This window comes from Streptomyces sp. B3I8 (assembly GCF_030816915.1).
Lineage (GTDB): Bacteria > Actinomycetota > Actinomycetes > Streptomycetales > Streptomycetaceae > Streptomyces.
Genome location: NZ_JAUSYN010000002.1, coordinates 6,081,256 through 6,102,279 on the forward strand (window position 1 = coordinate 6,081,256; position 21,024 = coordinate 6,102,279).

Genomic DNA, 21,024 nt, shown 5'->3' on the forward strand with positions numbered 1-21,024 from the left:
ACATGGTGCACACCCTCCCCCACGGGACATGGCCCTCGCCGCTGGACGCGGCCACGGCCGCCGCGCACGACGGGCGGCCGGACCACGTCGGCTTCGTCGGCGACGAGCCCTGGTGGACCGAGCCGCGCCCCACCGAGGGCGGCCGCCGCACCCTCGTACGCCGCACCGCCGACGGCAGGGCGGAGTCCGTCCTGCCCGCGCCGTGGAACGTGCGCAGCAGGGTCCACGAGTACGGCGGCCACCCCTGGGCCGGGACGACGCGCCCCGAGGGCCCGCTGGTGGTGTTCAGCGAGGGCGCGGACCAGCGGCTGTACGCCCACGAACCGGACGTGGCCGGCGCCGGACCGCGCCCGCTCACCCCGCTGTCGTCGCTCACGAGGGGCGGCGGCGGCCTGCGGTGGGTGAACCCGGTGATCCGCGCCGAGCGCGGCGAAGTGTGGTGCGTCCTCGAGGAGTTCACCGGTGACGGCCCCAGTGACGTACGGCGGGTGCCCGTCGCCGTACCGCTGGACGGCTCCGCCGCCGAGGACCGCGCCGCCGTCCGCGAGCTCACCGCCGCCCGGCACCGGTTCGTCACCGGCCCCCGCCCCTCGCCCGACGGCCGCCGCGCGGCCTGGCTCGCCTGGGACCACCCCCGGATGCCGTGGGACGGCACCCAACTCCTCGTCGCGGACATCGGCGACGACGGCGTCCTGCACGACCCGCGCACGGTCGCCGGCGGCCCCGAGGAGTCGATCGCCCAGGCGGACTGGGCCGCCGACGGCACCCTGCTGTACGTCTCCGACCGCAGTGGCTGGTGGAACCCCTACCGGCTCGACGACACCGGCCGGCACCACGAACTGTGCCCGCGCGAGGAGGAGTTCGGGGGACCCCTGTGGACGGTGGGGCAACGCTGGTTCGCCCCGCTGGCGGAGGGGCTGGTAGCCGTCGTGCACGGGCGGGGCACCACCGCGCTCGGCATCCTCGACCCGGAGACCGGCGAGGTCGTCGACGCGGCCGGACCCTGGAGCGAGTTCGCGCCCACGCTCGCCGTGCACGGCAGCCGGATCGTCGGCGTCGGCGCCGGCCCGCGCAGCGCGCCCGCGGTGATCGAACTCGACGCGCGCACCGGCCGCGCCCGGGTGATCGGCGCCGAACCCCACGACCCGGTGGACCCGGCGTACTACCCCGAGCCGCAGCTGCGCACCTTCACCGGGCCGGACGGGCGGGACGTCCACGCCCGCCTCTACCCGCCGCACAACCCCGGCTACACCGCACCCGGCGACGAGTTGCCGCCGTACGTGGTGTGGGCGCACGGCGGCCCCACCGGCAGGGCGCCCGTCGTCCTCGACCTGGGAATCGCCTACTTCACCTCGCGCGGCATCGGCGTCGCCGAGGTCGACTACGGCGGGTCGACGGGGTACGGGCGCGAGTACCGCGAGCGGCTGCGGGAACAGTGGGGCGTCGTCGACGTGGAGGACTGCGCGGCCGTCGCCCTCGCCCTCGCGGAGGAGGGCACCGCCGACCGGCGGCGGCTCGCCGTGCGGGGCGGCAGCGCGGGCGGCTGGACGGCGGCGGTGTCGCTGGCGACGACGGACGTGTACGCGTGCGGCACGATCTGCTATCCGGTGCTGGATCTCGTCGGCTGGGCGGAGGGCGGTACGCACGACTTCGAGTCGCGGTACCTGGACGGTCTGGTGGGGCCGTTGTCGGGGCCGGACGCCGTGCCGGGGCGGTACGCGGAGCGGTCGCCGGTGGAGCGGGCGGACGGGATCACGGTGCCGTTCCTGCTGCTGCAGGGGCTGGACGACGTGATCTGTCCGCCGGCGCAGTGCGAGCGGCTGCTGGAGCGGATGGCGGGGCGGGGGGTGCGGCACGCGTATCTGACGTTCGAGGGAGAGGCGCACGGGTTTCGCCGCGCCGAGACGACGGTGCGGGCGTTGGAGGCGGAACTGGGGCTGTACGCGGAGGTGTTCGGGTTGCCGGGGGTGCAGGCGCTCGAGCTGCGCGGCACGTGAGCGGTTTTCCTCGCCCCTCCGCCCTCACCCGTCCCGTCCCGTCCCTCAAGGGGAACCGCGCCACCGGGTGGCCCGCGCCGCGTCGTACAGTAACGGCGTGGCCGCCCGTTACCTTGCCGAAGGCACCCGCGTGGGGATACGCCCCTTCACCTACGACGACGCCGCCGAGTTCACCGGACGCGTCCGGGAGAGCAAGGCGCTGCACCACCCCTGGCTCTTCCCACCCGACACCACCCCCACCTACCGCGCCTACGCCGGCCGCCTCATCGAGGACCCCACCAAGGCCGGCTTCCTCGTCTGCGACCGCGACCACGACACCCTCGCCGGCTACATCAACATCAACAACATCGTCCACGGCGCCTTCCACAGCGGCGCCCTCGGCTACGGCGCCTTCGCCCACGCCGCCGGCCGCGGCCTGATGACCGAGGCGCTCCGCCTCGTCGTCACGCACGCCTTCACCACCCTCGGCCTGCACCGTCTGGAGATCAACGTCCAGCCCGGCAACGCCGCCTCCATCGCGCTGGCCCGCCGCTGCGGCTTCCGCCTTGAGGGTTACTCGCCCGACTTCCTGTTCATCGACGGCGCCTGGCGCGACCACCAACGCTGGGCCCTCACCGCCGAGATGACGCGGGACGGGACGGCCTTTGCCCAATCCTGACCGGAACGCCCCCTGGTCCGGGCGCCGACGGGCGGGTTCCATGACCGGGTGACGACGATCCGACGTGCCGCAGTGACCCTGCCCGCCGCCGACCTCGGCCCCGCCAACCCCCTGCCGCCCCTCCTCCCGCTCGACGAGGCCCACCACGTGGACGAGCGGGACCTCGTGGGGACACCGCGCGACATGGCCCGGCAGATCCGCTGCGCACCCCTCGACAGCGTCCTGCCCACCCCCCTGTACGACGGCTACGACAGGCGGCGCGCACCGCGCGCCTTCGACGCCCTGGTGCTGGAGAACGACCGGCTGCGCGCGACGGTCCTGCCCGGCCTCGGGGGACGCGTCGTCTCCCTCGTCCACCTGCCCACCGGACGCGAACTGCTCTACCGCAACCCGGTGTTCCAGCCCGCCAACTTCGCGCTCAACGGCGCCTGGTTCTCCGGCGGCATCGAGTGGAACATCGGCGCCACCGGCCACACCACCCTCTCCTGCGCGCCCCTGCACGCCGCCCGCGTCACCGCGCCCGACGGCGGCGAGATGCTGCGGCTGTGGGAGTGGGAACGGCTGCGCGACCTGCCCTTCCAGGTCGACCTGTGGCTGCCGGACGGCTCCGACTTCCTCTACGTCGGGGTCCGTGTCCGCAACCCGCACGACCGGCCCGCGCCCGTGTACTGGTGGTCCAACATCGCGGTCCCCGAGGAGTGCCGGGTCCTCGCCCCCGCCGACGAGGCCTGGCTCCCCCACTTCGGGGGAGGTACCCCCATCGGCCACGAACGCCGGCTGCGCCGGGTCCCGGTGCCCGAGTGGGAGGGCGCCGACCGCTCGTACCCGCTGAACAGCCCCCACGCGGCGGACTACTTCTACGAGCTGCCCGACGACGCCCGCCGCTGGATCGCCGCCCTCGACGGCACCGGACGCGGCCTGGTGCAGACCTCCACCGCGGTGCTGCGCGGCCGCAAGCTGTTCGTGTGGGGTTCCCGGCCGGGCGGCCGCCGCTGGCAGGACTGGCTCACCGAACCCGGCACCGGCGGCTACTGCGAGATCCAGGCGGGGCTGGCACGCACCCAGCTCGAACACGTACCCCTCGCCGAGCGGGGCGAGTTCACCTGGCTGGAGGCGTACGGGCCGCTGCACGCCGACGCGGGCGCCGTGCACGGCGCCGACTGGGCAGGGGCGCGCACGGAGGTGGAGCGGCGGCTCGACGAGGCGCTGCCGCGGACGCGGGTGACGGCGGCGTACGAGGCGTGGCTGGCCTGCGCGGACGCCGAGCCCGGCGAGGTGCTCGCCGTCGGCTCCGGCTGGGGCGCGCTCGAAGTGCTGCGCGCGGGGGAGAAGCTGCCGGGCACGCCGTTCGAGGAGAGCACCCTGACCGAGGCGCAGGAGCCGTGGCTGCATCTGTTGCGGTCGGGGGAGCTGCCGGAGCCGGACGAGCCGGGACCGCCCGGGGAGAGCCTGGTCGCGGCGCACTGGCGCGACCTGCTGGAGACCGCCGTCGCGCGGCCGTCGACCGAGTACCACCTCGGTGTCGCCCAGTGGCACGCCGGCGACCGGGCGCAGGCCGTGCGGAGCTGGGAACGGGCGCTGCCGCGCGCGTCCGTCCGCTGGCCGCTGCTGCGCTGCCTCGCCGTCGCCGACCGGGCGGCGGGGGACGGCGAGCGTGCCGCCGTGCGTTACGGGGAGGCGTTCGACGACCTGTGCGAGGGGTCCGCCGACGGCGCGGGCGCCGCCGCCCTCGTCGCCCTGGGGCGGGAGACGCTGGAGGCCCTGCTCGACGCAGGGCGCGTGTCGACGGCGCGCTCCGTCTGGGAGCGGCTGCCCCGAGGGGTGCGCGAACGGGGGCGGTTCAGACTGCTCGGGGCGCGGCTGCTGCTCGCCGAGGGGGACCCGGCGGGGGCGCGGACCGTGTTCGACGACGGAGACGGGGTCGAGGTGGCCGACCTGCGGGAGGGCGAGGAAGTCCTCGGTGAGCTGTGGGCGCGGCTCACGGACGAGCCGCTGCCCGCGCGGTACGACTTCCGGATGCGGCCGGACGGCGACTGAGGAGGGTCGGGGGCGGCGCGGGGGTCCCCGGCGCCGCCCGGTCGTCGGTCGTCGGGCGTTGTCCGCCGGTCAGGAGGCGGTGAAGCGGTCCACGTACTCGAAGATCGAGCCGTCGGGGTGGCGGACGATCATGTTGCGGCCGGCCGGGGTGGGGACCGGTCCGGCGATGATCTGCGCGCCCAGGGCGGCGAGTTCGCGGTGGGCCTCCTCCACGTCCTTCACCGCGATGGTCGCGGTGACCTTGCGGAGGATCTCCAACTCCGCCTCGGGGCCGCTCATCAGGAGGAAGAATCCGATCGCGGCGACCTTGACGCCACCACGCTCGTTGCGCAGCGCGGGGGCGCCGGCGATCCTCTCGTAGAACGGGATCGACGTTTCCAGGTCGTCGACGCAGATGCGCAGCGTGGCTCCCATAATCTCCATGGCCGACAGGGTAGTTGGCGGAGCGGGAGCCCGGTTCCCCGGTGGGGGGAGGCCGTGCCGTGCCGGTCAGGCGTGGGCGGGCGGCTGGTCCTTGTAGCGAAGGGCCCACAGCTGCCAGGACCCGCCCACGTCCTTGCAGCAGTAGTTCTGCCACCCCTCCGAGAAGAGCTCCGGTCCCCCGCTCTCGCACTGGCGGAACTGGCTCGCGCCGCCGACCCACTCGTAATCCCGGATGTCGACGAGGGGACCGGAGGCGGACGCCGTGCCCGCGGCCGGCGGAATGACGGTTGCCGCGCCGATGACCACCGCGGCGGCGATACGGGAACGCAACGTTCTCATGTGACTCTCCGCGGGGACGGGAACTACCCGTGGCAAGAGGGAAGATCCACAACGGCGGTCGCGGGCGCCCGGGGAGATCCGGTGAAGGCCCGCCCCCGCCTCCACGGGCCCCCGTTCACCCCTGTAGTCGCGGCAGCACCTTCGTGCGGTAGAAGTCGAAGAAGCCCCGCTGGTCGGGGCCGATCTGGTTGACGTAGACGCGGTCGAAGCCGGCGTCGGCGAACGCCTTCAGGGCCTGGACGTGCTCGTCCGGGTCGTCGCCGCACACCCGGTTCTCGCGCACCATGTCCTCGGTCACCAGCGGCTTCAACTGCTCGTAGTGCTTGGGGGAGGGGAGCACCTGGCCCATCTCGCCGGGGAGCTGCTCGTTGAACCACAGGTCGCGGACCGTGCGGACGGCCTCGTCCCAGTCGGAGCCGTAACAGACCTTCGTGCCGCCGCTCACCGGCTTCGTGCCGCCGCCGCCCTTGCGGAACTGCTCCACCATCGACTCGTCCGGCATCATCGTGATGTAGCCGTCCCCGATCCGTGCGGCGAGCGACGTGGCCGCCGGGCCGAAGCCGGAGATGTCGATGGGCACCGGCTCGTCGGGGACCGTGTACAGGCGGGCGTTCTCCACCGTGTAGTGCGTGCCGTGGTGGTTGACCTCCTCGCCGGTGAACAGCCGGCGCATCACCTGGACGGCCTCCTCCAGCATCTCCATCCGTACGTGCGCAGGCGGCCAGGCATCCCCGAGGATGTGTTCGTTGAGCGCCTCGCCGGTGCCGACGCCCAGCCGGAAGCGGCCCTCGGTCATCACCGCGCTGGTCGCCGCGGCCTGCGCGATCACCGCCGGGTGTGTCCGCACCGTCGGGCAGGTCACCGCCGTCTGGACGGGCAGCGACACCGCCTCCGAGAGCGCCCCGATGACCGACCACACGAACGGGCTCTGCCCCTGCGCGTCGTGCCACGGGTGGTAGTGGTCCGAGATCCACAGCGACTGGAAGCCGGCCTGCTCGGCCATCCGCGCCTGGTCGACCAGTGCGGCGGGGCCGTGCTCCTCGCAGGAGAGGAAATAGCCGTACTCGGGCATGGGGCACCTCCGCGACAGGTGGATCGGTCGTCCGTTCGGGTAACCGTCCCGCATACCGCGAAACGCGGACCCGCCGCGGCCGGTCCACGTTTGGCAGCCCTGACCAGGGGGACGCGGGAAGTTCGAGCACCGCGCATCGGACCACTTGCCCAAGCCGACCACCGCCGGAGGCGAAACGTGAGTCGACCCCGCATTCTGATCGTCGGAGCCGGGTTCGCCGGCTACCGGACCGCCCGCACGCTGTCCAAGCTGGCCCGGGACAAGGCCGACATCACCCTGCTCAACCCGACGGACTACTTCCTCTACCTGCCCCTGCTGCCACAGGTGTCCGCCGGCATCCTGGAGGCCCGCCGCGTCACCGTCTCCCTCTCCGGCACCCTGCCCAAGGTGAAGCTGGTGCTCGGCGAGGCCGACGGCATCGACCTCGACGCCCGCACGGTGCACTACACCAACCCCGAGGGCGACGAGGGCACGCTTTCGTACGACCGGCTGGTTCTGGCGGCCGGCAGTGTCAACAAGCTGCTGCCCATCCCCGGCATCGCCGAGCACGCGCACGGTTTCCGCGGTCTGCCCGAAGCGCTGTACCTGCGCGACCACATCACCCGCCAGGTGGAGCTCGCCGCCAGTTCCGAGGATCCCGAGGAGTGCGCCGCCCGCTGCACCTTCGTCGTGGTGGGCGCCGGCTACACCGGCACCGAGGTCGCCGCCCAGGGGAAGATGTTCACCGATCATCTGGTCAAGGAGCACCCGCTGCGTTCCGGGATGCGCCCGCGCTGGCTGCTGCTCGACGTCGCCAAGAAGGTCCTGCCCGAACTGGACGAACGGCTCTCGCGCACCGCCGACAAGGTGTTGCGCGACCGCGGTGTCGACGTGCGGATGGGCGTCTCCGTGAAGGAGGCCACCGCCCGGGGCGTCCTGCTCACCGACGGGGAGTCCGTCGACACCCGCACCCTGGTGTGGTGCGTCGGCGTCCGCCCCGACCCGCTCGCCGAGTCCACCGGACTGGCCCTGGAACGCGGCCGGCTGCTGGTCGAGCCCACCCTCCAGGTGCCGGGCCGGCCCGAGGTCTTCGCCTGCGGCGACGCGGCGGCCGTGCCCGACCTGGAGGAGCCGGGCACGTACTACCCGATGACCGCCCAGCACGCCTGGCGGCAGGGCAGGACCTGCGCCCAGAACATCGCCGCCTCCTTCGGACAGGGCGACCCGCGCCCCTACCGCCACCGCGACCTCGGCTTCGTCGTCGACCTCGGCGGGGTCAAGGCCGCCGCCAACCCGCTCGGCGTCCCGCTGTCGGGGCCGCTGGCGGGTGCGGTCACCCGTGGCTACCACCTCGCCGCGATGCCCGGCAACCGGATCCGGGTCGCCGCCGACTGGCTCCTTGACGCCGTACTGCCGCGCCAGGGCGTCCAGTTGGGCCTCGTCCGCTCCTGGTCCGTACCGCTGGACACCGACACGCCGGAACTGGCCCGGATGCCGGGGGCACCGGCCAGGTCCGGGAACGGGTCAGGAAGCGGGTCCGGGAACGGGCAGGGCAAGCAGAGCAAGCCGGGCGGCGCGCAGAACAAGCAGAGCAAGCAGAGCAAGCCGGACAAGCGGACCGGCAAGGCCGGCGGCGGGGCCGGAACCACGGAAGGGACCTCATGAACAGCGAGCAACTCAGCGAACTCGCCCAGCAGTTGCGCGTCGACAGTGTGCGCGCCGCGGCCGCCGCCGGCTCCGGGCACCCCACGTCCTCGATGTCGGCCGCCGATCTGATGGCCGTCCTGCTCGCCCACCACCTGCGCTACGACTTCGCCCGTCCCCGGCACCCCGCCAACGACCGGTTCGTCCTCTCCAAGGGGCACGCCTCCCCGCTGCTGTACGCCGCGTACAAGGCCGTCGGCGCCGTGGACGACGAGGAGCTGCTCACCTTCCGCACACAGGGCAGCCGCCTCGAAGGGCACCCGACGCCCCGGCAGCTCCCCTGGGTGGAGACCGCGACCGGCTCGCTCGGCCAGGGGCTCCCGGTCGGCGTCGGCATCGCGCTGGCCGGCAAGCGGCTGGACCACGCCGACTACCGGGTGTGGGTGCTGTGCGGCGACAGCGAACTCGCCGAGGGCTCCGTCTGGGAGGCCGCCGAGCACGCCGCGTACGAGAACCTCGACAACCTCACCGCGATCGTCGACGTCAACCGGCTCGGCCAGCGCGGCGCCACCCGTCACGGGCACGATCTGGACGCCTACGCCCGCCGCTTCAAGGCGTTCGGCTGGCACACCGTGGAGGTCGAGGGCCACGACGTGGAGGCCGTCGACCGTGCCTTCGGCGAGGCCCGCTCCACCACCGGACAGCCGACGGTGATCCTCGCCCGCACCCTCAAGGGCCGGGGCGTCAAGGCCACCGAGGACCGCGAGGGCCTGCACGGCAAGCCGGTGAAGGACGCCGACGAGGCCATCGAGGAGCTCGGCGGCGTCCGGGACCTGCGGGTCACGGTGCAGGCCCCGCCCGAGGCCCGCGCACTGCACTCCGTCTCCACCGGCACCCTGGAACTGCCCCGCTACGACAAGGGCGACGAGGTCGCCACCCGCAACGCGTTCGGCGAGGCGCTCGCCGCACTCGGCACCGCCCGCGGCGACGTCGTCGTCCTGGACGGCGAGGTCGGCGACTCCACCCGCGCGGAGTTCTTCGCCAAGGAGCACCCCGAGCGGTACATCGAGTGCTACATCGCCGAGCAGCAGATGATCGCCGCCGCCGTCGGGGTCGCCACCCGCGGCTGGGTGCCGTACGCCTCCACGTTCGCCGCGTTCCTCTCCCGCGCCCACGACTTCGTCCGCATGGCCGCCGTCAGCGGTGCCGGGATCTGCGTCAACGGCTCCCACGCGGGCGTCGCCATCGGGCAGGACGGGCCCTCCCAGATGGGCCTGGAGGACCTGGCGATGTTCCGGTCCGTGTACGGCTCGACGGTGCTGTACCCGTGCGACGCCAACCAGACCGCCAAGCTCGTCGCCGCCATGGCGGGCCTGGACGGCATCCGCTACCTGCGCACCTCGCGCGGCGAGGCCCCGGTGCTCTACGGGCCCGACGAGGAGTTCCCGGTCGGCGGCAGCAAGGTGCTGCGCTCCTCCGACGAGGACCGGCTCACCCTGGTCGCCGCCGGCGTCACCGTGCACGAGGCGCTGGCCGCCGCCGACACGCTGGCCGAGGCCGGCATCCGGGTCCGTGTCGTCGACCTGTACTCGGTCAAGCCCGTCGACCGCCGCACCCTGCGCGAGGCCGCCGAGCAGACCGGCTGCCTGGTCACCGTCGAGGACCACCACGAGGAGGGCGGTCTCGGGGACGCGGTCCTCGACGCCTTCGGCGACGGCCGCCCGGTGCCGCGCCTGGTGCGGCTCGCGGTGCGCAACATGCCCGGTTCGGCCTCGCCGGAGGAGCAGTTGCACGCGGCGGGCATCGACGCCGAGTCGATCGCGGCGGCGGCCCGGCTGCTGGTGGAACAGGCGGTGGTGCGCTGAGATGAGCGCCGGGAGGAGCGTACGGGCGGGTCGGCGCACCCTGGAGATCCACCGGCCGGACAAGGTGCTCTTCGCGCCGCGGGACGGCGGGGACGGGAACGGGGACGGAGAAGGGGGCGGGGAAGGGGACGGCCCGGAGTACACCAAGGCCGATCTGGTGGAGTACTACCGGTCCGTCGCCCCGTACCTCCTGCCGCAACTGCGCGACCGGCCACTGATGCTGGAGCGGTACCCGGACGGTGTCGGCGGGCCGCGCTTCATGCAGAAGAACGTCTCCGCGCACTACCCCGACTGGATCGCGCGGGTCGAGGTGGCCAAGGAGGGCGGCACGGTCCGCCACCCGGTCTGCCAGGACACCGCCACCCTGGTCTACCTCGCCGACCAGGCGAGCCTCACCCTGCACCGCTGGCTCTCCCGGACCGGGCACCTCGACCGCCCCGACCGGCTGGTCTTCGACCTGGACCCGTCGGGGGAGGACGATTTCCCCCTGTGCCGGAAGGCGGCCCACCACCTCGGGGAGCTGCTCGACGCCCTCGGGCTGCCCTCCGTGCTGATGACCACCGGCTCCAGGGGCCTGCACGTCGTCGTCCCGCTCAACGGACGGCACGGCTACGACGAGGTACGCGCGTTCGCCCGCGACGTCGCCGACACACTGGCCGCCGCCCACCCCGACCGGCTCACCACGGCCGCCCGCAAGAAGGACCGCGGTGACCGGCTCTACCTCGACGTGCAGCGCAACGCCTACGCGCAGACCGCCGTCGCCCCGTGGAGCGTCCGCGCCCGGCCCGGCGCCCCCGTCGCCGCGCCCCTGGCCTGGGACCAGCTCGACGACCCCGGCCTGCACGCCCGCCGCTGGACCCTGGCCGACGCCGCCGACCAGGCCCGTACCGACCCCTGGGGCGATCTGCTGCGCACCGGGCGCGCCCTCGGCCCGGCCCGCCGCCGGCTCGACGCCCTTCGCTGACCACACCCCGCAGGACTCCGCGGACCCCCCACGTACGACAACAGCGCGGAGCCACCGGCTCGCCCCGAGTGATCATCGGCGCCCGAGGCGGGGACCGGCTGTCTCGAACCCGCCCCCACAGGTTTGCGAGAGAGACGCGGGGCACCCGCTTTACGAGGTGGCCATGTCGAACACATCCCATGCGTCAAATTCACGAGATTCATCCGAACGGACCAACAGGTCGGCGGAGGCCGAAGAGGCCGAAACGGCTGAGGAGACCGAAGAGACCGAAGAGTCTCACGAGGCCGACGAGGCCGAGGAACACGAGAAACCCGAGAAGCACAAGAGAAGAAAAGCCATGACGCCCATGGAAGTCGTGCGCAAGGGAAGCGCACAGTTCGTCGAACTCACCGGCCTGGAAGCCGAATCCGTGTCGTCCTTCGCGCGCACGGACGACGGCTGGAGCCTGGAGATCGAAGTCCTGGAGCTGTCCCGGGTCCCCGACACGATGAGCCTGCTCGCCTCCTACGAGGTGGAGCTCACCGACGAGGGCGACCTGGCCGGATACCGACGGGTCCGCCGCTACGAGCGCGGCCGGTCCGACCGGCGGTCGGGCGGCTGAGGAGCGGCCGACAGGGCGCGCGCTTTCCGGAGGCAGACACCGCACACACGTCAGGCGGCAGGCAGCACACACGTCACAGAAGGAGGCATCACCGGTATGTCCGTAGTCCCGGCACAGCAGTCCGGAGGTGGAGGCGGCTCCAGCGGCCTCTACGACGTCCTCGAACTCGTCCTCGACCGGGGATTGGTGATCGACGCGTTCGTCCGTGTGTCCCTCGTCGGTATCGAAATCCTGAAGATCGACGTCCGGGTCGTCGTGGCCAGCGTCGACACCTATCTGCGCTTCGCCGAGGCCTGCAACCGGCTCGACCTGGAGTCGGGCCCCAACAAGAGCACGGGCCTGCCCGAACTGGTCGGCGACATGACCGAGTCCGGCGCGCGCGGCAAGTCCAAGGGCGCCCTCTCCGGCGCCGCGCAGACCATATCCGACGCCTTCAGCCAGGCCCGCGACGAGAGCCGGGGCGACGAGGGCCGGAGTGAGTCGCGGCCGCGGACCCGCCGGTCCGCCCCCGCCCGCAAGAAGGAGGAGTCGGAGTGAGCACCTACGTCTACGGCATCACCGCGGGCTCGCACTCCTCGCTCCCGGAGGAACTGGCCGGCGTCGGCGATCCGCCGCGCCCGCTGAGGACCGTCCAGGGAGGTGGTCTGACGGCCATCGTCAGCGACGCCCCCGAGGGGCTGCGCCCCAAGCGCAGGGACCTGCTCGCCCACCAGACCGTGCTGAGCGAGGCGGGCGCGAGCGGCTCGGTGCTGCCGATGCGCTTCGGCAGCCTCGCCCCGGACGACGCAGCCGTCGCCCAGGTGCTCGACGAGCGCGCCGACCACTACCGGGAGCGGCTCGCCGCCCTGGACGGCCGCGTGGAGTACAACGTCAAGGCCACCCACAACGAGGAGGCCGTGCTGTACCGGGTCATGTCCGAGAACCCGGACCTGCGCGCCCTCGCGGAGTCCAACCGGCGCTCCGGTGGCGGGAGCCACGAGGACAAGCTGCGGCTCGGCGAGATGGTCGCGCAGGCCGTGCAGCGCCTGGAGGCGACGGACGCCGGTGAGGTGCGGCGGCAGCTGGAGCCGGCCGCCGAGGCGGTCAGCCCCGGCCCCGATTCCACCGGCTGGCTCGCCAACGTCTCGTTCCTGGTGCCCCGCGACGGCTCCGCGCGCTTCGTGGAGGCCGTCGACGAGGTCCGCGAGAACAACCCGCATCTCGAACTGCGGGTCAACGGGCCGCTGCCGCCCTACAGCTTCGTCGAGCCCGGTCCCGCCGAGCCCGCCAGGGCACCGAGCGGCTCGGCGGCCGCCGAGGAGTGAGCCATGGGACTGCTCAGCGAAGTCCTGCTGCTGCCGTTCGCGCCCGCGCGCGGCAGCCTCTGGGCGATCAGACAAGTGGTCGCCGAGGCGGAGCGCCAGTACTACGACCCCGCGAACATCCGGGCCGAACTGGCCCAGCTGGAGCGTCGGTTGGAGGCGGGTGAGATCACCGAGGACGAGTTCGACACGCAGGAGGACGCGCTCTTGGACCGCATGGAGATCGGCATGGGCCGTACACGGTCGACAGACAACGGGACGGCATGATGAACCGAATGGGACTGGGCCTCGCCGTAGGGGCCGGGTACGTCCTCGGACGTACCAAGAAGATGAAGCTGGCGTTCGCCGTCGGCACCCTGGTCGCGGGCAAGAAGATGCAGCTCAGCCCGCGCGCGGTGGCCGACCTGGTGAACCAGCAGCTCAAGGACAACCCGCAGTTCAAGGAGATCGGCGACCAGTTGCGGACCGATCTGCGCGGGGTCGGCAAGGCCGCCTCCGGCGCACTCGTCGAACGGCAGATATCCGCTCTCGCCGACCGGCTGCACAACCGCACCGGCCAGCTCCGTGACCAGGTCTCCGGTGCCGTCCCCGGAACCGGCGACCTGCCCGGCGAGGGCGGCGGGGAGCAGGAGGACGACGAGGAGGAGCGGGACCGGGAGGAGAGCGCGTCCGCCGAGGACGGCGACGAGCGCGCCGACCGGGACGACGACTTCGCGGACGACAGGCCCGCCGACGACCGGGACGAGACTCCGCGCCGCCGTCCCGTGAAGAAGGCACCCGTCCGCAAGGCGGCGAAGAAGGCGCCCGCCAGGCGGACGGACGAGGGCTCCGGCGACGGCGGGAGCGCCGGTGGCGCCGGTGGCGCTGCCAAGAAGACGGCCCGGACCGCGAAGAAGGCACCGGCCAGGAAGACCGCCGCGGCGGCCAAGGGCACCGCCCGCCGCGCAGGCGGCGGCCAGTCCGGTGAAGGGAGGCGGTGACCATGGCCGACACCGTGGGATCCGCGGCCGGGAAGGCGACGGGAGGCCTCTCCGGCGTCGCCCGCAGCGAGGCGGTCGACCGCCTCAAGGGCGAACTGCAGGGCTACCTGGGCGCCCAGGCCGAACGCGCGCTGGCCGGTCTCGGCCGCAAGCTCGGTGAGACGACCGGCAAGCTCAACGACATCGCCGAGGGCAACAGCCCCGGCTTCGCCAAGCTCGCCCTGGACGGCGGCCGCAAGCTCGCCGAGGGCAAGGGACCGCTGCGCTCCGCCCTGGAGCTGGGCGCCGGCCGGGCCAAGGACAGCGTCACCGGGGCCGTCAAGAACCTCACCGGCGGCGGCAAGGGCAAGCGCAAGGGCGGCGGATCGGGCCAGAAGCCCACCGTCATCCTGGAGTCCGTCGACGTGGGCGTGCCGGTGCGCACCGCCTACGACCAGTGGACGCAGTACCAGGACTTCAGCACCTTCGCCAAGGGCGTCAAGAGCGCGAACCGCGCCGACGACACCAGCTCCGACTGGCAGCTCAAGGTGTTCTGGTCCAACCGGAGCTGGAAGGCGAAGACCACCGAGCAGATCCCCGACGACCGGATCTCCTGGTCCTCGGAGGGCGCCAAGGGCACCACCAAGGGCGTCGTCTCCTTCCACGAGCTCGGGGAGAACCTCACCCGGGTGCTGCTGGTCATCGAGTACTACCCCTCGGGGCTGTTCGAGAAGACCGGCAACATCTGGCGCGCCCAGGGCCGCCGGGCCCGGCTGGACCTGAAGAACTACGTCCGCTTCCTCACCCTCAAGGGGGAGGCGTCGGACGGCTGGCGCGGCGAGATCCGTGACGGCGAGGTCGTCCGCAGCCACGAGGACGCGGTCGCCGAGGAGGAAGAGGCGGCGGAGGCCGACCAGCGGCCGGACGACGCCGAGGACGCCGAGGACACCGCTGAGGGCGAGGAGCCCGAGGAGGGTTACGAGGACGAGGACGAGGAGGAGGGCGCCTACGAGGAGGAGCCCGAGGCCGAGTACGAGGACGACGGCGCCTACGAGGAGGACGGGGCCGAGCCCGCTGAGGACCGGGAGCCCGAGGAGGGCTACGAGGACGAGGCGGATGAGACCGACGAGCCGGAAGCGGCGGACGAGACCGACGAGGTCGAGCCGGAGGACGAGTCCGAGCCGGAACCCGAGGACGAGCGCCTCGCGTCCGGGGGCCGGCGATGACGACGGCCGCCAGACTCCCCGACCCGTACGGCTCACCCGCCGGCGGCGCCAACCTGGCAGACATCCTCGAACGGGTGCTCGACAAGGGCATCGTGATCGCCGGTGACATCAAGATCAACCTGCTCGACATCGAACTGCTCACCATCAAGCTGCGCCTCGTCGTCGCCTCCGTCGACAAGGCCAAGGAGATGGGCATCGACTGGTGGGAGGACGACCCGGCACTGTCCTCCCGCGCCAGGCGCGAGGAACTGCGGCGTGAGAACGCCGAACTGCGCGCCCGACTGGAGCGGCTGGAGGGTGGTACTCACGGCGAGGAGCAGGAGCTCGTCGAGGGTGCCGCCCCCCGCACCCCCCGCAGGGAGGAGTCCCCATGACAGCGCTGCGGTACGTCTACGCCGTCTGCCGCCCCCTCACCGCCCCCCTCCAGGCCGAACTGAGGGGGGTGGCGGGTGCTCCGGCCCGCCAGCTGGAGCACCACGGTCTGATCGCCGTCGTCAGCCAGGTCCCGGAGTCGGAGTTCGCCGAGGAGCCGCTCCGGGCCTGTCTGGAGGACCTGGACTGGCTCACCGCCACGGCCCGCGCACACCAGAACGTCATCGACGCGCTCACCGGGGTCACCACCCCGCTGCCGCTGCGCATGGCCACCGTGTTCCGTGACGACAGCGCTGTCCGCGTGATGATGGAGAAGCGCGAGGACGCGTTCCGGCACGCGCTGGACCGGCTGGAGGGGCGCGTCGAATGGGGAGTCAAGATCTTCATGGAGAACCCCGAAGCCGACAGCGGCGGGGACACCGGAGTGCCTACGGAAACCGCTTCCCCGAAGACCATGTCCGGGCGCGATTACCTCCGGCAGCGCCGTACGCGCACCACGGCCCGCGAGGAGCAGTGGCAGAAGGTCGAGGAATTCGCTCGCAGGCTGCACGAAACGCTTTCCGCGCAGGCCGAGGATTCCCGGCTGCACGCCCCGCAGAACCCGCAGCTTTCCGGGGCGTCCGGCCGTAATGTGCTGAATGCCGCCTATCTGGTGCCGCGGGCCCGCTCCGAGGAATTCGTGACCCTGGTGGACCGCACGAAGGACGACACCCCCGGCATCCGGGTCGAGCTGACCGGGCCGTGGGCGGCGTACTCGTTCACCGGACTCGCCGGCGAGAGCGCGGGGGAGCCGACGTGACGGTCGTCGAACGCCGGGAGATCGCGCTGGTCGACCTGCTCGACCGGCTGCTCGCGGGCGGCGTGGTGATCACCGGGGACATCACCCTGCGCATCGCCGACGTCGATCTCGTACGCATCGATCTCAACGCCCTGATCAGCTCCGTCAACGAGACCGTCCCCTCGCCCTGGGCGGAGGCCGAATCACCATGAACGAGAGTGGGACCAGTGGAACCAGTGGGACCGGCGGGACCGACGGCGGCACCGATCCTGTTCCGGCGCGTGACGGGCGGCCGAGCCGGCGGATGGAGCTGGAGCCCGACACCGTCGAGCGTGACCTCATCAAGCTGGTGCTGACCGTCGTCGAGCTGCTGCGCCAGCTCATGGAACGCCAGGCGGTGCGCCGCTTCGACACCGGGGACCTCACCGAGGAGCAGGAGGAACGCATCGGGCTGACCCTGATGCTGCTCGAGGACCGGATGACCGAGTTGCGCGAGCGTTACGGCCTGCGGGCCGAGGACCTCAACCTGGACCTCGGGCCGCTCGGCCCGCTCCTCCCGCGCGACTGAGATATGGGTCCGCCCCCTCCGTCCCCCTCCACCCCGGCGCCGCGCGGCGCACACGACCGAGCCCCCGCGGAATGCCCGCGGGGGCTCGGTCGTACTTCGCCTTCCGGTTACCGGTTACCACCTATACCATCGGCCTCGGGAACCGGAGGAACTCGTACCGCGCACCAGGAATCCCAGCAGCCATACCACCAGGACGACCAGTGCGATCCACCAGAGGATTTTCACCGCGAAGCCGGCGCCGAAGAGAATGAGAGCGAGCAGTAGAACCAGCAGAATGGGAACCATGATTGTGACCTCCTGCGATTCTTATTGCCCGGAACTCCGCGTTCAGACTTCCTTGCGGCCCAGAATTTCCGAGTGCAGGACGGCGAACCAGCCGTCGGGCCGGCGTCCCCACTCCCGCCACGCCTCGGACACCGACCGGAGCTGTTCCTCCGTGGCGTGACCGCCCGCCGTGGCCCGGCCGGCATACGCGGAGGCGAGGGTGCGGTCCGCCCACAGCCCGCTCCACCAGGCCCGCTCCTCCTCGGTGGCGAAGGTCCAGGTGCTCGACGTGGCGGTCACGCCGGTGAGCCCGGCCGACAGCGCCCAGGAGTACAGCCGGCGTCCGGCGTCCGGCTCGCCCCCGTTGGCGCGCGCCACCCGGTGGTACAGATCCAGCCAGTCGTCCAGACCGGGCACGAGGGGGTACCAGGTCATCGCCGCGTAGTCGGAGTCCCGTACGGCGATGTAGCCGCCCGGCTTGGTGACCCGCAGCATCTCGCGCAGCGCCCGCACCGGATCGCCGACGTGCTGGAGCACCTGGTGCGCGTGCACCACGCAGAAGGTGTCGTCCGGATAGTCCAGGGCGTGGACGTCGGCGACCGCGAAGTCGATGTTGGTCAGGCCGCGTCCGGCCGCCGTCGTCCGGGCCTGCTCCAGGATCTCCGCGGCGTTGTCGACGCCCGTGACATGGCCGTCGGGGACCAGTTCCGCCAGATCGGCGGTGATGGTGCCGGGACCGCAGCCGATGTCCAGGATCCTCATGTGGGGCTTCAGCGAGCCCAGGAGGTAGCCGGCCGAGTTGGCGGCGGTCCGCCAGGTGTGCGAGCGCAGCACGGACTCGTGGTGGCCGTGCGTGTAGACGGCGGTCTCCCGTGGTTTCGACATGGCGTCTTCTCTCCCCTTCGCGAGTTCACGAGGTACGGACGTACGCGTGCACGAGGTACGGACAGGACGGTCGTACGGGCGCACGGGTACGGGTACGACGGCGCACGGCCCCGCGGTACGCGACCGCGGGACCGTGCCTGACACCGTATGCCGTTCACCGCATGGTGAGACGAGTTGTCTTGCTGAATGGACAGGCCCGGAGGTCCGGGCGTCGGACCGTCGGACCGTCGGGGCGTCGGGGCGTCGGGGCGTCGGGGCGTCGGGTCGTCACTCCAGGGGTCGGTACACCGTCAGGGCCTCCGGCTGCTTGAACAGGGTGATCGTGCCCTCCACCTCGGTGACCTCGCCGTCGTACGCCAGCAGCGTGCACGGCGCGACCCCGTCGAGCCGCAGCCGGCGCACCCGCACCGCGGCGTGCGCGGGCGAGCGGGTGAGCGGACCGGCGACGGCCGCGGACAGCAGCCGCAGCGCGGGGCGCCGCCCGCCGTGCACGACCCGCACGTCGAGCTTCCCGTCCGCAAGGTCGTAGCGTCGGCCGGGCGCGAGGCCCATCCGGTGGTACGTGCCGTTGCCCGCGAACAGCAGCCACAGCGGGTGCGCCCGGCCCCGGATCTCGGCCTCCAGGGGGTGCCGGTCGGCGCGCAGCACCTTGCAGGCGGCCAGCAGCCCGGCCGGCCACGCGCCGATCCGGTGCGACCAGCGCTCCCGCTCGCGCACCAGCTCCGGGTAGACGCCCAGACTGAAGGTGTTGACGAAGACGCCGTCCCGCTCGGGGGTCGACCAGCGGCCCACGTCCACCCGGACGGCGTCGCCGCGCTCCAGGGCACGGGCCAGATCGCGGACGTCCTCGATGCACAGGTCCTGGGCGAAGTGGTTGAGGGTGCCGCCGGGTACGACCGCCAGCGGCAGCGCGTGGCGCACGGCGGTCTGCGCGGCGGCGTTGACCGTCCCGTCGCCGCCGCACACGCCGAGCACCTGGGCGCGGGCCGCCGCCTTCTCCAGCTCGTCCCGCACGTCCTCCGGCTCGCACTCCACGATCTCGGCGCGCGGCAGCAGCTCGTGCAGGTCCCGTACGCGGTCCGAGCTGCCGGAGGCCCGGTTGGCGACGACGACCAGGCCCTCGCCGGCGGGGAGCGTGGGCGCGTCCGCGTGCGGCCTGCCGGGGGCGGGGAGCTGGTCGCGGGTGGGCACCAGGCCGCGTACGGCCAGAGCGGCGCCGGCCCCGAGGGCCACGCCCGCCAGGACGTCGCTGGGGAAGTGCACCCCGGTGTACACGCGGGAGACCGCGACCGCGGTCGCCAGCGGCGCGACGGCCGCGCCCAGCCCGCGCGACTCCAGCGCCACCCCGGCGGCGAAGGCCGCGGCCGAGGCGGCGTGCCCCGAGGGGAAGGAGGTCGTGAACGGCTGCCGCTTGAGCCGCCGCGAGAGCGGCACCGGGTCCAGTACCGGCCGGGTGCGGCGGACCGACCGCTTGCCGAGGGTGTTGATGGTGGCGGAGGCGAGGGCGAGGGAGGCGAGGCCGCGGGCGGCCGCGCGACGGCCGCGGGGGGTGCGGGCGGCGGTGAGCACGGCGGCGCCGGCGAACCACAGCACACCGTGGTTCGCCGCGCGGCTCAGCGGGGGCAGGACGGCATCGGCCCCCGGCCAGTGGCGCGCGGCGACGGCCTCGAACAGGCGGCGGTCGGCGGCGAGCAGACGGTCCCGGAGGAGGTGACGGCCCGGCGGCCGGACGGTCAGGTCGACATCTGGGGTCATGCGGAGCGTCTACCCTGCGGGACCGCTTGTGTGTATCCGCCCGGGGCGTCGGGGGCGAGGACGCGGGAGGGCTCGGACACCGGTGGGTTCACCGGTGGTTCGCCGGTGGGTTCACCGGTGGTTCGCCGGTGGGTTCTTCCAAGGGTGCGGATGCGAGTGCGTCGCGGCCGGTCGCGCGGTTCCCCGCCCCCCTGCGCAGGAGCGCGGAGAACCGCGTCTACGTCCAGCGGAGGAGCGCGCCGAGGCCGCCCACCGGTGCGTCCGCTCCGGCCGGCGGCCGGGCCGGCGTGACCGAGATCGCCGGCGCGCCCGTCGCGACGGCCGCCCGCACCAACGCGTCGTCCGCCCGGGCGGCCCAGGAACGCTGCTCACCCAGCGTCTTCAGCTCCGTCCGCCGCACCGCCACCTGGTCCGCTTCCTCGCCGACCCATACCTCCCGGTGCGCGTCCGGTCCGTCCGGCCGGACCAGCAGCTCGTCGATCCGGTGCTCCCGTGCCGCCTCGACCACCGCCGGCACGCCCTCGACGGCCGGTGCCCGCCCCTCCGCGTCCGGCGACCGCGCCGCCAGGAACCGTTCCAGGTCCTCCTCCACCCGGTGCCGCACATGCTCGGCGCGGATGCGCTCGACGTCCCCGTCCAGCAGCCGGCTGCCCGCTCCGTACGGGGCCTCCACAGTCCGCTCCCGCACCCCCTGCGGCAGCCGCTCGTGCACGCTGCGCCGCTCCCGGTCGTCATTGACGAGGATCACCAGATCGGCCCCGGCCTCCTCCCGACAGGCCGCCAGCGCCTCGGCGACCTGCGCCGCGTTGTGCTCCCAGGTGTTCTCGACCGCGAGCTGGAAGTGCCGCTCCGACCAGTCAGCCGAAGCCGTCCGGTGCAGCGGCCACTGCCGTCCGGCGACCGACCCGGCGTCCTCGCGGCCCAGCGCCCGGCGCAGCTCGAAGTCGGCGCCCTTGCGGTCGATGTACGCCACCACGCACACCGGGTCCTCCCCGGCCGTCTCCAGCAGCGGGGTCGTCCGCGGCAGCGGCGCCCAGCGGGCGCGGGAACCACCGGCCGGGCGTTCGGCCGGCGGGGGATCGAGCACCACCTCGCCGGCGCGGGCGAACAGCGCCCTGCCGTGGGGTTCGGAGGAGTGCCGCAGCTCTTCGAGGGGCGACCGCACCGCCAGGCAGGTCGCTTCGTCCGCACCCTGGCCGGCCAGCTCCCGCGACAGGGCCCGGGCGGTCAGATGGCGCTCGTGCGCCGTCGACTCCGTGTGGCGCGAGGTGTCGACGTAGACGGACGCCCAGGGTCCGGGCTGCTCGTACAGAGGCTGCAGAAAGGCGAGATCCATG

Annotated in this window: 23 protein-coding genes; 16 read left to right on the top strand and 7 right to left on the bottom strand. The window is 73.1% G+C overall.

What is annotated here, in order from left to right; all coding sequences use genetic code 11:
- The first annotated feature begins 2 nt into the window (after positions 1-2).
- The 3 genes from QFZ64_RS29130 (at position 3) to QFZ64_RS29140 (ending at position 4,692) form a co-directional block, all read left to right on the top strand.
- Positions 3-1,997 (top strand): prolyl oligopeptidase family serine peptidase, encoded by a 1,995-nt coding sequence (locus tag QFZ64_RS29130; protein WP_307070454.1) that lies wholly within the window; start codon positions 3-5, stop codon positions 1,995-1,997.
- 97 nt (positions 1,998-2,094) lie between these two features.
- The gene (locus QFZ64_RS29135) at positions 2,095-2,655 is read left to right on the top strand and encodes a GNAT family N-acetyltransferase (protein WP_307070455.1); all 561 of its coding nucleotides are present in this window, start codon (positions 2,095-2,097) and stop codon (positions 2,653-2,655) included.
- Positions 2,656-2,703: 48 nt separating this feature from the next.
- Complete coding sequence (locus QFZ64_RS29140; RefSeq protein ID WP_307070456.1) at positions 2,704-4,692, top strand: DUF5107 domain-containing protein; 1,989 nt, start codon at positions 2,704-2,706, stop codon at positions 4,690-4,692.
- A gap of 69 nt (positions 4,693-4,761) precedes the next feature.
- Here QFZ64_RS29140 and QFZ64_RS29145 read toward each other — a convergent pair whose 3' ends face one another.
- The 3 genes from QFZ64_RS29145 to QFZ64_RS29155 all read right to left on the bottom strand — a co-directional run bounded on the left by QFZ64_RS29145 (position 4,762) and on the right by QFZ64_RS29155 (position 6,526).
- Positions 4,762-5,115: a VOC family protein gene (locus tag QFZ64_RS29145; protein ID WP_307070457.1), complete on the bottom strand. Its 354-nt coding sequence runs from the start codon at positions 5,113-5,115 to the stop codon at positions 4,762-4,764.
- Between the two features lie 66 nt (positions 5,116-5,181).
- Positions 5,182-5,454 (bottom strand): hypothetical protein, encoded by a 273-nt coding sequence (locus QFZ64_RS29150; protein WP_307070458.1) that lies wholly within the window; start codon positions 5,452-5,454, stop codon positions 5,182-5,184.
- Positions 5,455-5,569: 115 nt separating this feature from the next.
- Positions 5,570-6,526 (bottom strand): LLM class F420-dependent oxidoreductase, encoded by a 957-nt coding sequence (locus tag QFZ64_RS29155; RefSeq protein ID WP_307070459.1) that lies wholly within the window; start codon positions 6,524-6,526, stop codon positions 5,570-5,572.
- 177 nt (positions 6,527-6,703) lie between these two features.
- Between QFZ64_RS29155 and QFZ64_RS29160 the strand changes: the two genes are divergently transcribed.
- The 13 genes from QFZ64_RS29160 (at position 6,704) to QFZ64_RS29220 (ending at position 16,783) form a co-directional block, all read left to right on the top strand.
- A complete protein-coding gene (locus QFZ64_RS29160) occupies positions 6,704-8,170 on the top strand; it encodes an NAD(P)/FAD-dependent oxidoreductase (RefSeq protein WP_307070460.1) in 1,467 nt (488 codons plus the stop codon).
- Positions 8,167-10,014 (top strand): transketolase, encoded by a 1,848-nt coding sequence (locus tag QFZ64_RS29165; protein WP_307070461.1) that lies wholly within the window; start codon positions 8,167-8,169, stop codon positions 10,012-10,014. The genes QFZ64_RS29160 and QFZ64_RS29165 overlap by 4 nt, the downstream gene beginning before the upstream one ends.
- Position 10,015: 1 nt before the next feature.
- Positions 10,016-10,978: a non-homologous end-joining DNA ligase gene (gene ligD / locus QFZ64_RS29170; RefSeq protein WP_307070462.1), complete on the top strand. Its 963-nt coding sequence runs from the start codon at positions 10,016-10,018 to the stop codon at positions 10,976-10,978.
- Positions 10,979-11,141: 163 nt separating this feature from the next.
- Positions 11,142-11,579, top strand: coding sequence for a gas vesicle protein GvpO (gvpO, locus tag QFZ64_RS29175; protein WP_307070463.1), 438 nt, complete (start codon positions 11,142-11,144; stop codon positions 11,577-11,579).
- A 96-nt stretch (positions 11,580-11,675) separates the two neighbouring features.
- Complete coding sequence (locus QFZ64_RS29180) at positions 11,676-12,116, top strand: gas vesicle structural protein GvpA (RefSeq protein WP_307070464.1); 441 nt, start codon at positions 11,676-11,678, stop codon at positions 12,114-12,116.
- Positions 12,113-12,883 (top strand): GvpL/GvpF family gas vesicle protein, encoded by a 771-nt coding sequence (locus tag QFZ64_RS29185; protein WP_307070465.1) that lies wholly within the window; start codon positions 12,113-12,115, stop codon positions 12,881-12,883. The genes QFZ64_RS29180 and QFZ64_RS29185 overlap by 4 nt, the downstream gene beginning before the upstream one ends.
- Positions 12,884-12,886: 3 nt before the next feature.
- Positions 12,887-13,147 carry a gas vesicle protein GvpG gene (locus QFZ64_RS29190; RefSeq protein WP_307070466.1) on the top strand — a complete coding sequence of 87 codons (261 nt, stop codon included), beginning with the start codon at positions 12,887-12,889 and terminating at the stop codon, positions 13,145-13,147.
- Positions 13,147-13,860 carry a DNA primase gene (locus QFZ64_RS29195; RefSeq protein WP_307070467.1) on the top strand — a complete coding sequence of 238 codons (714 nt, stop codon included), beginning with the start codon at positions 13,147-13,149 and terminating at the stop codon, positions 13,858-13,860. Before QFZ64_RS29190 ends, QFZ64_RS29195 begins: the two co-directional genes overlap by 1 nt.
- A 2-nt stretch (positions 13,861-13,862) precedes the next feature.
- Positions 13,863-15,065 (top strand): SRPBCC family protein, encoded by a 1,203-nt coding sequence (locus QFZ64_RS29200; RefSeq protein ID WP_307070468.1) that lies wholly within the window; start codon positions 13,863-13,865, stop codon positions 15,063-15,065.
- Complete coding sequence (locus QFZ64_RS29205) at positions 15,062-15,439, top strand: gas vesicle protein (RefSeq protein WP_307070469.1); 378 nt, start codon at positions 15,062-15,064, stop codon at positions 15,437-15,439. Before QFZ64_RS29200 ends, QFZ64_RS29205 begins: the two co-directional genes overlap by 4 nt.
- Entirely contained in the window at positions 15,436-16,236 is an 801-nt protein-coding gene (locus tag QFZ64_RS29210) for a GvpL/GvpF family gas vesicle protein (protein ID WP_307070470.1), read from the top strand. Before QFZ64_RS29205 ends, QFZ64_RS29210 begins: the two co-directional genes overlap by 4 nt.
- Positions 16,233-16,427 (top strand): gas vesicle protein, encoded by a 195-nt coding sequence (locus QFZ64_RS29215; protein WP_307070471.1) that lies wholly within the window; start codon positions 16,233-16,235, stop codon positions 16,425-16,427. The genes QFZ64_RS29210 and QFZ64_RS29215 overlap by 4 nt, the downstream gene beginning before the upstream one ends.
- A complete protein-coding gene (locus tag QFZ64_RS29220) occupies positions 16,424-16,783 on the top strand; it encodes a gas vesicle protein K (protein ID WP_373430678.1) in 360 nt (119 codons plus the stop codon). Before QFZ64_RS29215 ends, QFZ64_RS29220 begins: the two co-directional genes overlap by 4 nt.
- Positions 16,784-16,897: 114 nt before the next feature.
- Here QFZ64_RS29220 and QFZ64_RS29225 read toward each other — a convergent pair whose 3' ends face one another.
- The 4 genes from QFZ64_RS29225 to QFZ64_RS29240 form a co-directional block, all read right to left on the bottom strand.
- Complete coding sequence (locus tag QFZ64_RS29225; RefSeq protein ID WP_006142940.1) at positions 16,898-17,068, bottom strand: hypothetical protein; 171 nt, start codon at positions 17,066-17,068, stop codon at positions 16,898-16,900.
- A 42-nt stretch (positions 17,069-17,110) separates the two neighbouring features.
- Positions 17,111-17,932, bottom strand: a complete 822-nt coding sequence (locus QFZ64_RS29230; RefSeq protein ID WP_307070472.1) for a class I SAM-dependent methyltransferase — start codon at positions 17,930-17,932, stop codon at positions 17,111-17,113.
- A 267-nt stretch (positions 17,933-18,199) separates the two neighbouring features.
- Positions 18,200-19,687, bottom strand: coding sequence for a bifunctional phosphatase PAP2/diacylglycerol kinase family protein (locus QFZ64_RS29235; RefSeq protein ID WP_307070473.1), 1,488 nt, complete (start codon positions 19,685-19,687; stop codon positions 18,200-18,202).
- 217 nt (positions 19,688-19,904) lie between these two features.
- A complete protein-coding gene (locus tag QFZ64_RS29240) occupies positions 19,905-21,023 on the bottom strand; it encodes a Vms1/Ankzf1 family peptidyl-tRNA hydrolase (RefSeq protein ID WP_307070474.1) in 1,119 nt (372 codons plus the stop codon).
- Between the last annotated feature and the right edge of the window lies 1 nt (position 21,024).

Excerpts from the sequence above, each read along its gene's own strand:
- QFZ64_RS29130 (WP_307070454.1), top strand. The coding sequence starts at position 3 with ATGGTGCACACCCTCCCCCACGGGACATGGCCCTCGCCGCTGGACGCG.
- QFZ64_RS29145 (WP_307070457.1), bottom strand. The coding sequence starts at position 5,115 with ATGGAGATTATGGGAGCCACGCTGCGCATCTGCGTCGACGACCTGGAA.
- QFZ64_RS29150 (WP_307070458.1), bottom strand. The coding sequence starts at position 5,454 with ATGAGAACGTTGCGTTCCCGTATCGCCGCCGCGGTGGTCATCGGCGCG.
- QFZ64_RS29155 (WP_307070459.1), bottom strand. The coding sequence starts at position 6,526 with ATGCCCGAGTACGGCTATTTCCTCTCCTGCGAGGAGCACGGCCCCGCC.
- QFZ64_RS29165 (WP_307070461.1), top strand. The coding sequence starts at position 8,167 with ATGAACAGCGAGCAACTCAGCGAACTCGCCCAGCAGTTGCGCGTCGAC.
- ligD (WP_307070462.1), top strand. The coding sequence starts at position 10,016 with ATGAGCGCCGGGAGGAGCGTACGGGCGGGTCGGCGCACCCTGGAGATC.
- gvpO (WP_307070463.1), top strand. The coding sequence starts at position 11,142 with ATGTCGAACACATCCCATGCGTCAAATTCACGAGATTCATCCGAACGG.
- QFZ64_RS29180 (WP_307070464.1), top strand. The coding sequence starts at position 11,676 with ATGTCCGTAGTCCCGGCACAGCAGTCCGGAGGTGGAGGCGGCTCCAGC.
- QFZ64_RS29190 (WP_307070466.1), top strand. The coding sequence starts at position 12,887 with ATGGGACTGCTCAGCGAAGTCCTGCTGCTGCCGTTCGCGCCCGCGCGC.
- QFZ64_RS29195 (WP_307070467.1), top strand. The coding sequence starts at position 13,147 with ATGAACCGAATGGGACTGGGCCTCGCCGTAGGGGCCGGGTACGTCCTC.
- QFZ64_RS29200 (WP_307070468.1), top strand. The coding sequence starts at position 13,863 with ATGGCCGACACCGTGGGATCCGCGGCCGGGAAGGCGACGGGAGGCCTC.
- QFZ64_RS29205 (WP_307070469.1), top strand. The coding sequence starts at position 15,062 with ATGACGACGGCCGCCAGACTCCCCGACCCGTACGGCTCACCCGCCGGC.
- QFZ64_RS29210 (WP_307070470.1), top strand. The coding sequence starts at position 15,436 with ATGACAGCGCTGCGGTACGTCTACGCCGTCTGCCGCCCCCTCACCGCC.
- QFZ64_RS29220 (WP_373430678.1), top strand. The coding sequence starts at position 16,424 with ATGAACGAGAGTGGGACCAGTGGAACCAGTGGGACCGGCGGGACCGAC.
- QFZ64_RS29225 (WP_006142940.1), bottom strand. The coding sequence starts at position 17,068 with ATGGTTCCCATTCTGCTGGTTCTACTGCTCGCTCTCATTCTCTTCGGC.
- QFZ64_RS29230 (WP_307070472.1), bottom strand. The coding sequence starts at position 17,932 with ATGTCGAAACCACGGGAGACCGCCGTCTACACGCACGGCCACCACGAG.
- QFZ64_RS29235 (WP_307070473.1), bottom strand. The coding sequence starts at position 19,687 with ATGACCCCAGATGTCGACCTGACCGTCCGGCCGCCGGGCCGTCACCTC.
- QFZ64_RS29240 (WP_307070474.1), bottom strand. The coding sequence starts at position 21,023 with ATGGATCTCGCCTTTCTGCAGCCTCTGTACGAGCAGCCCGGACCCTGG.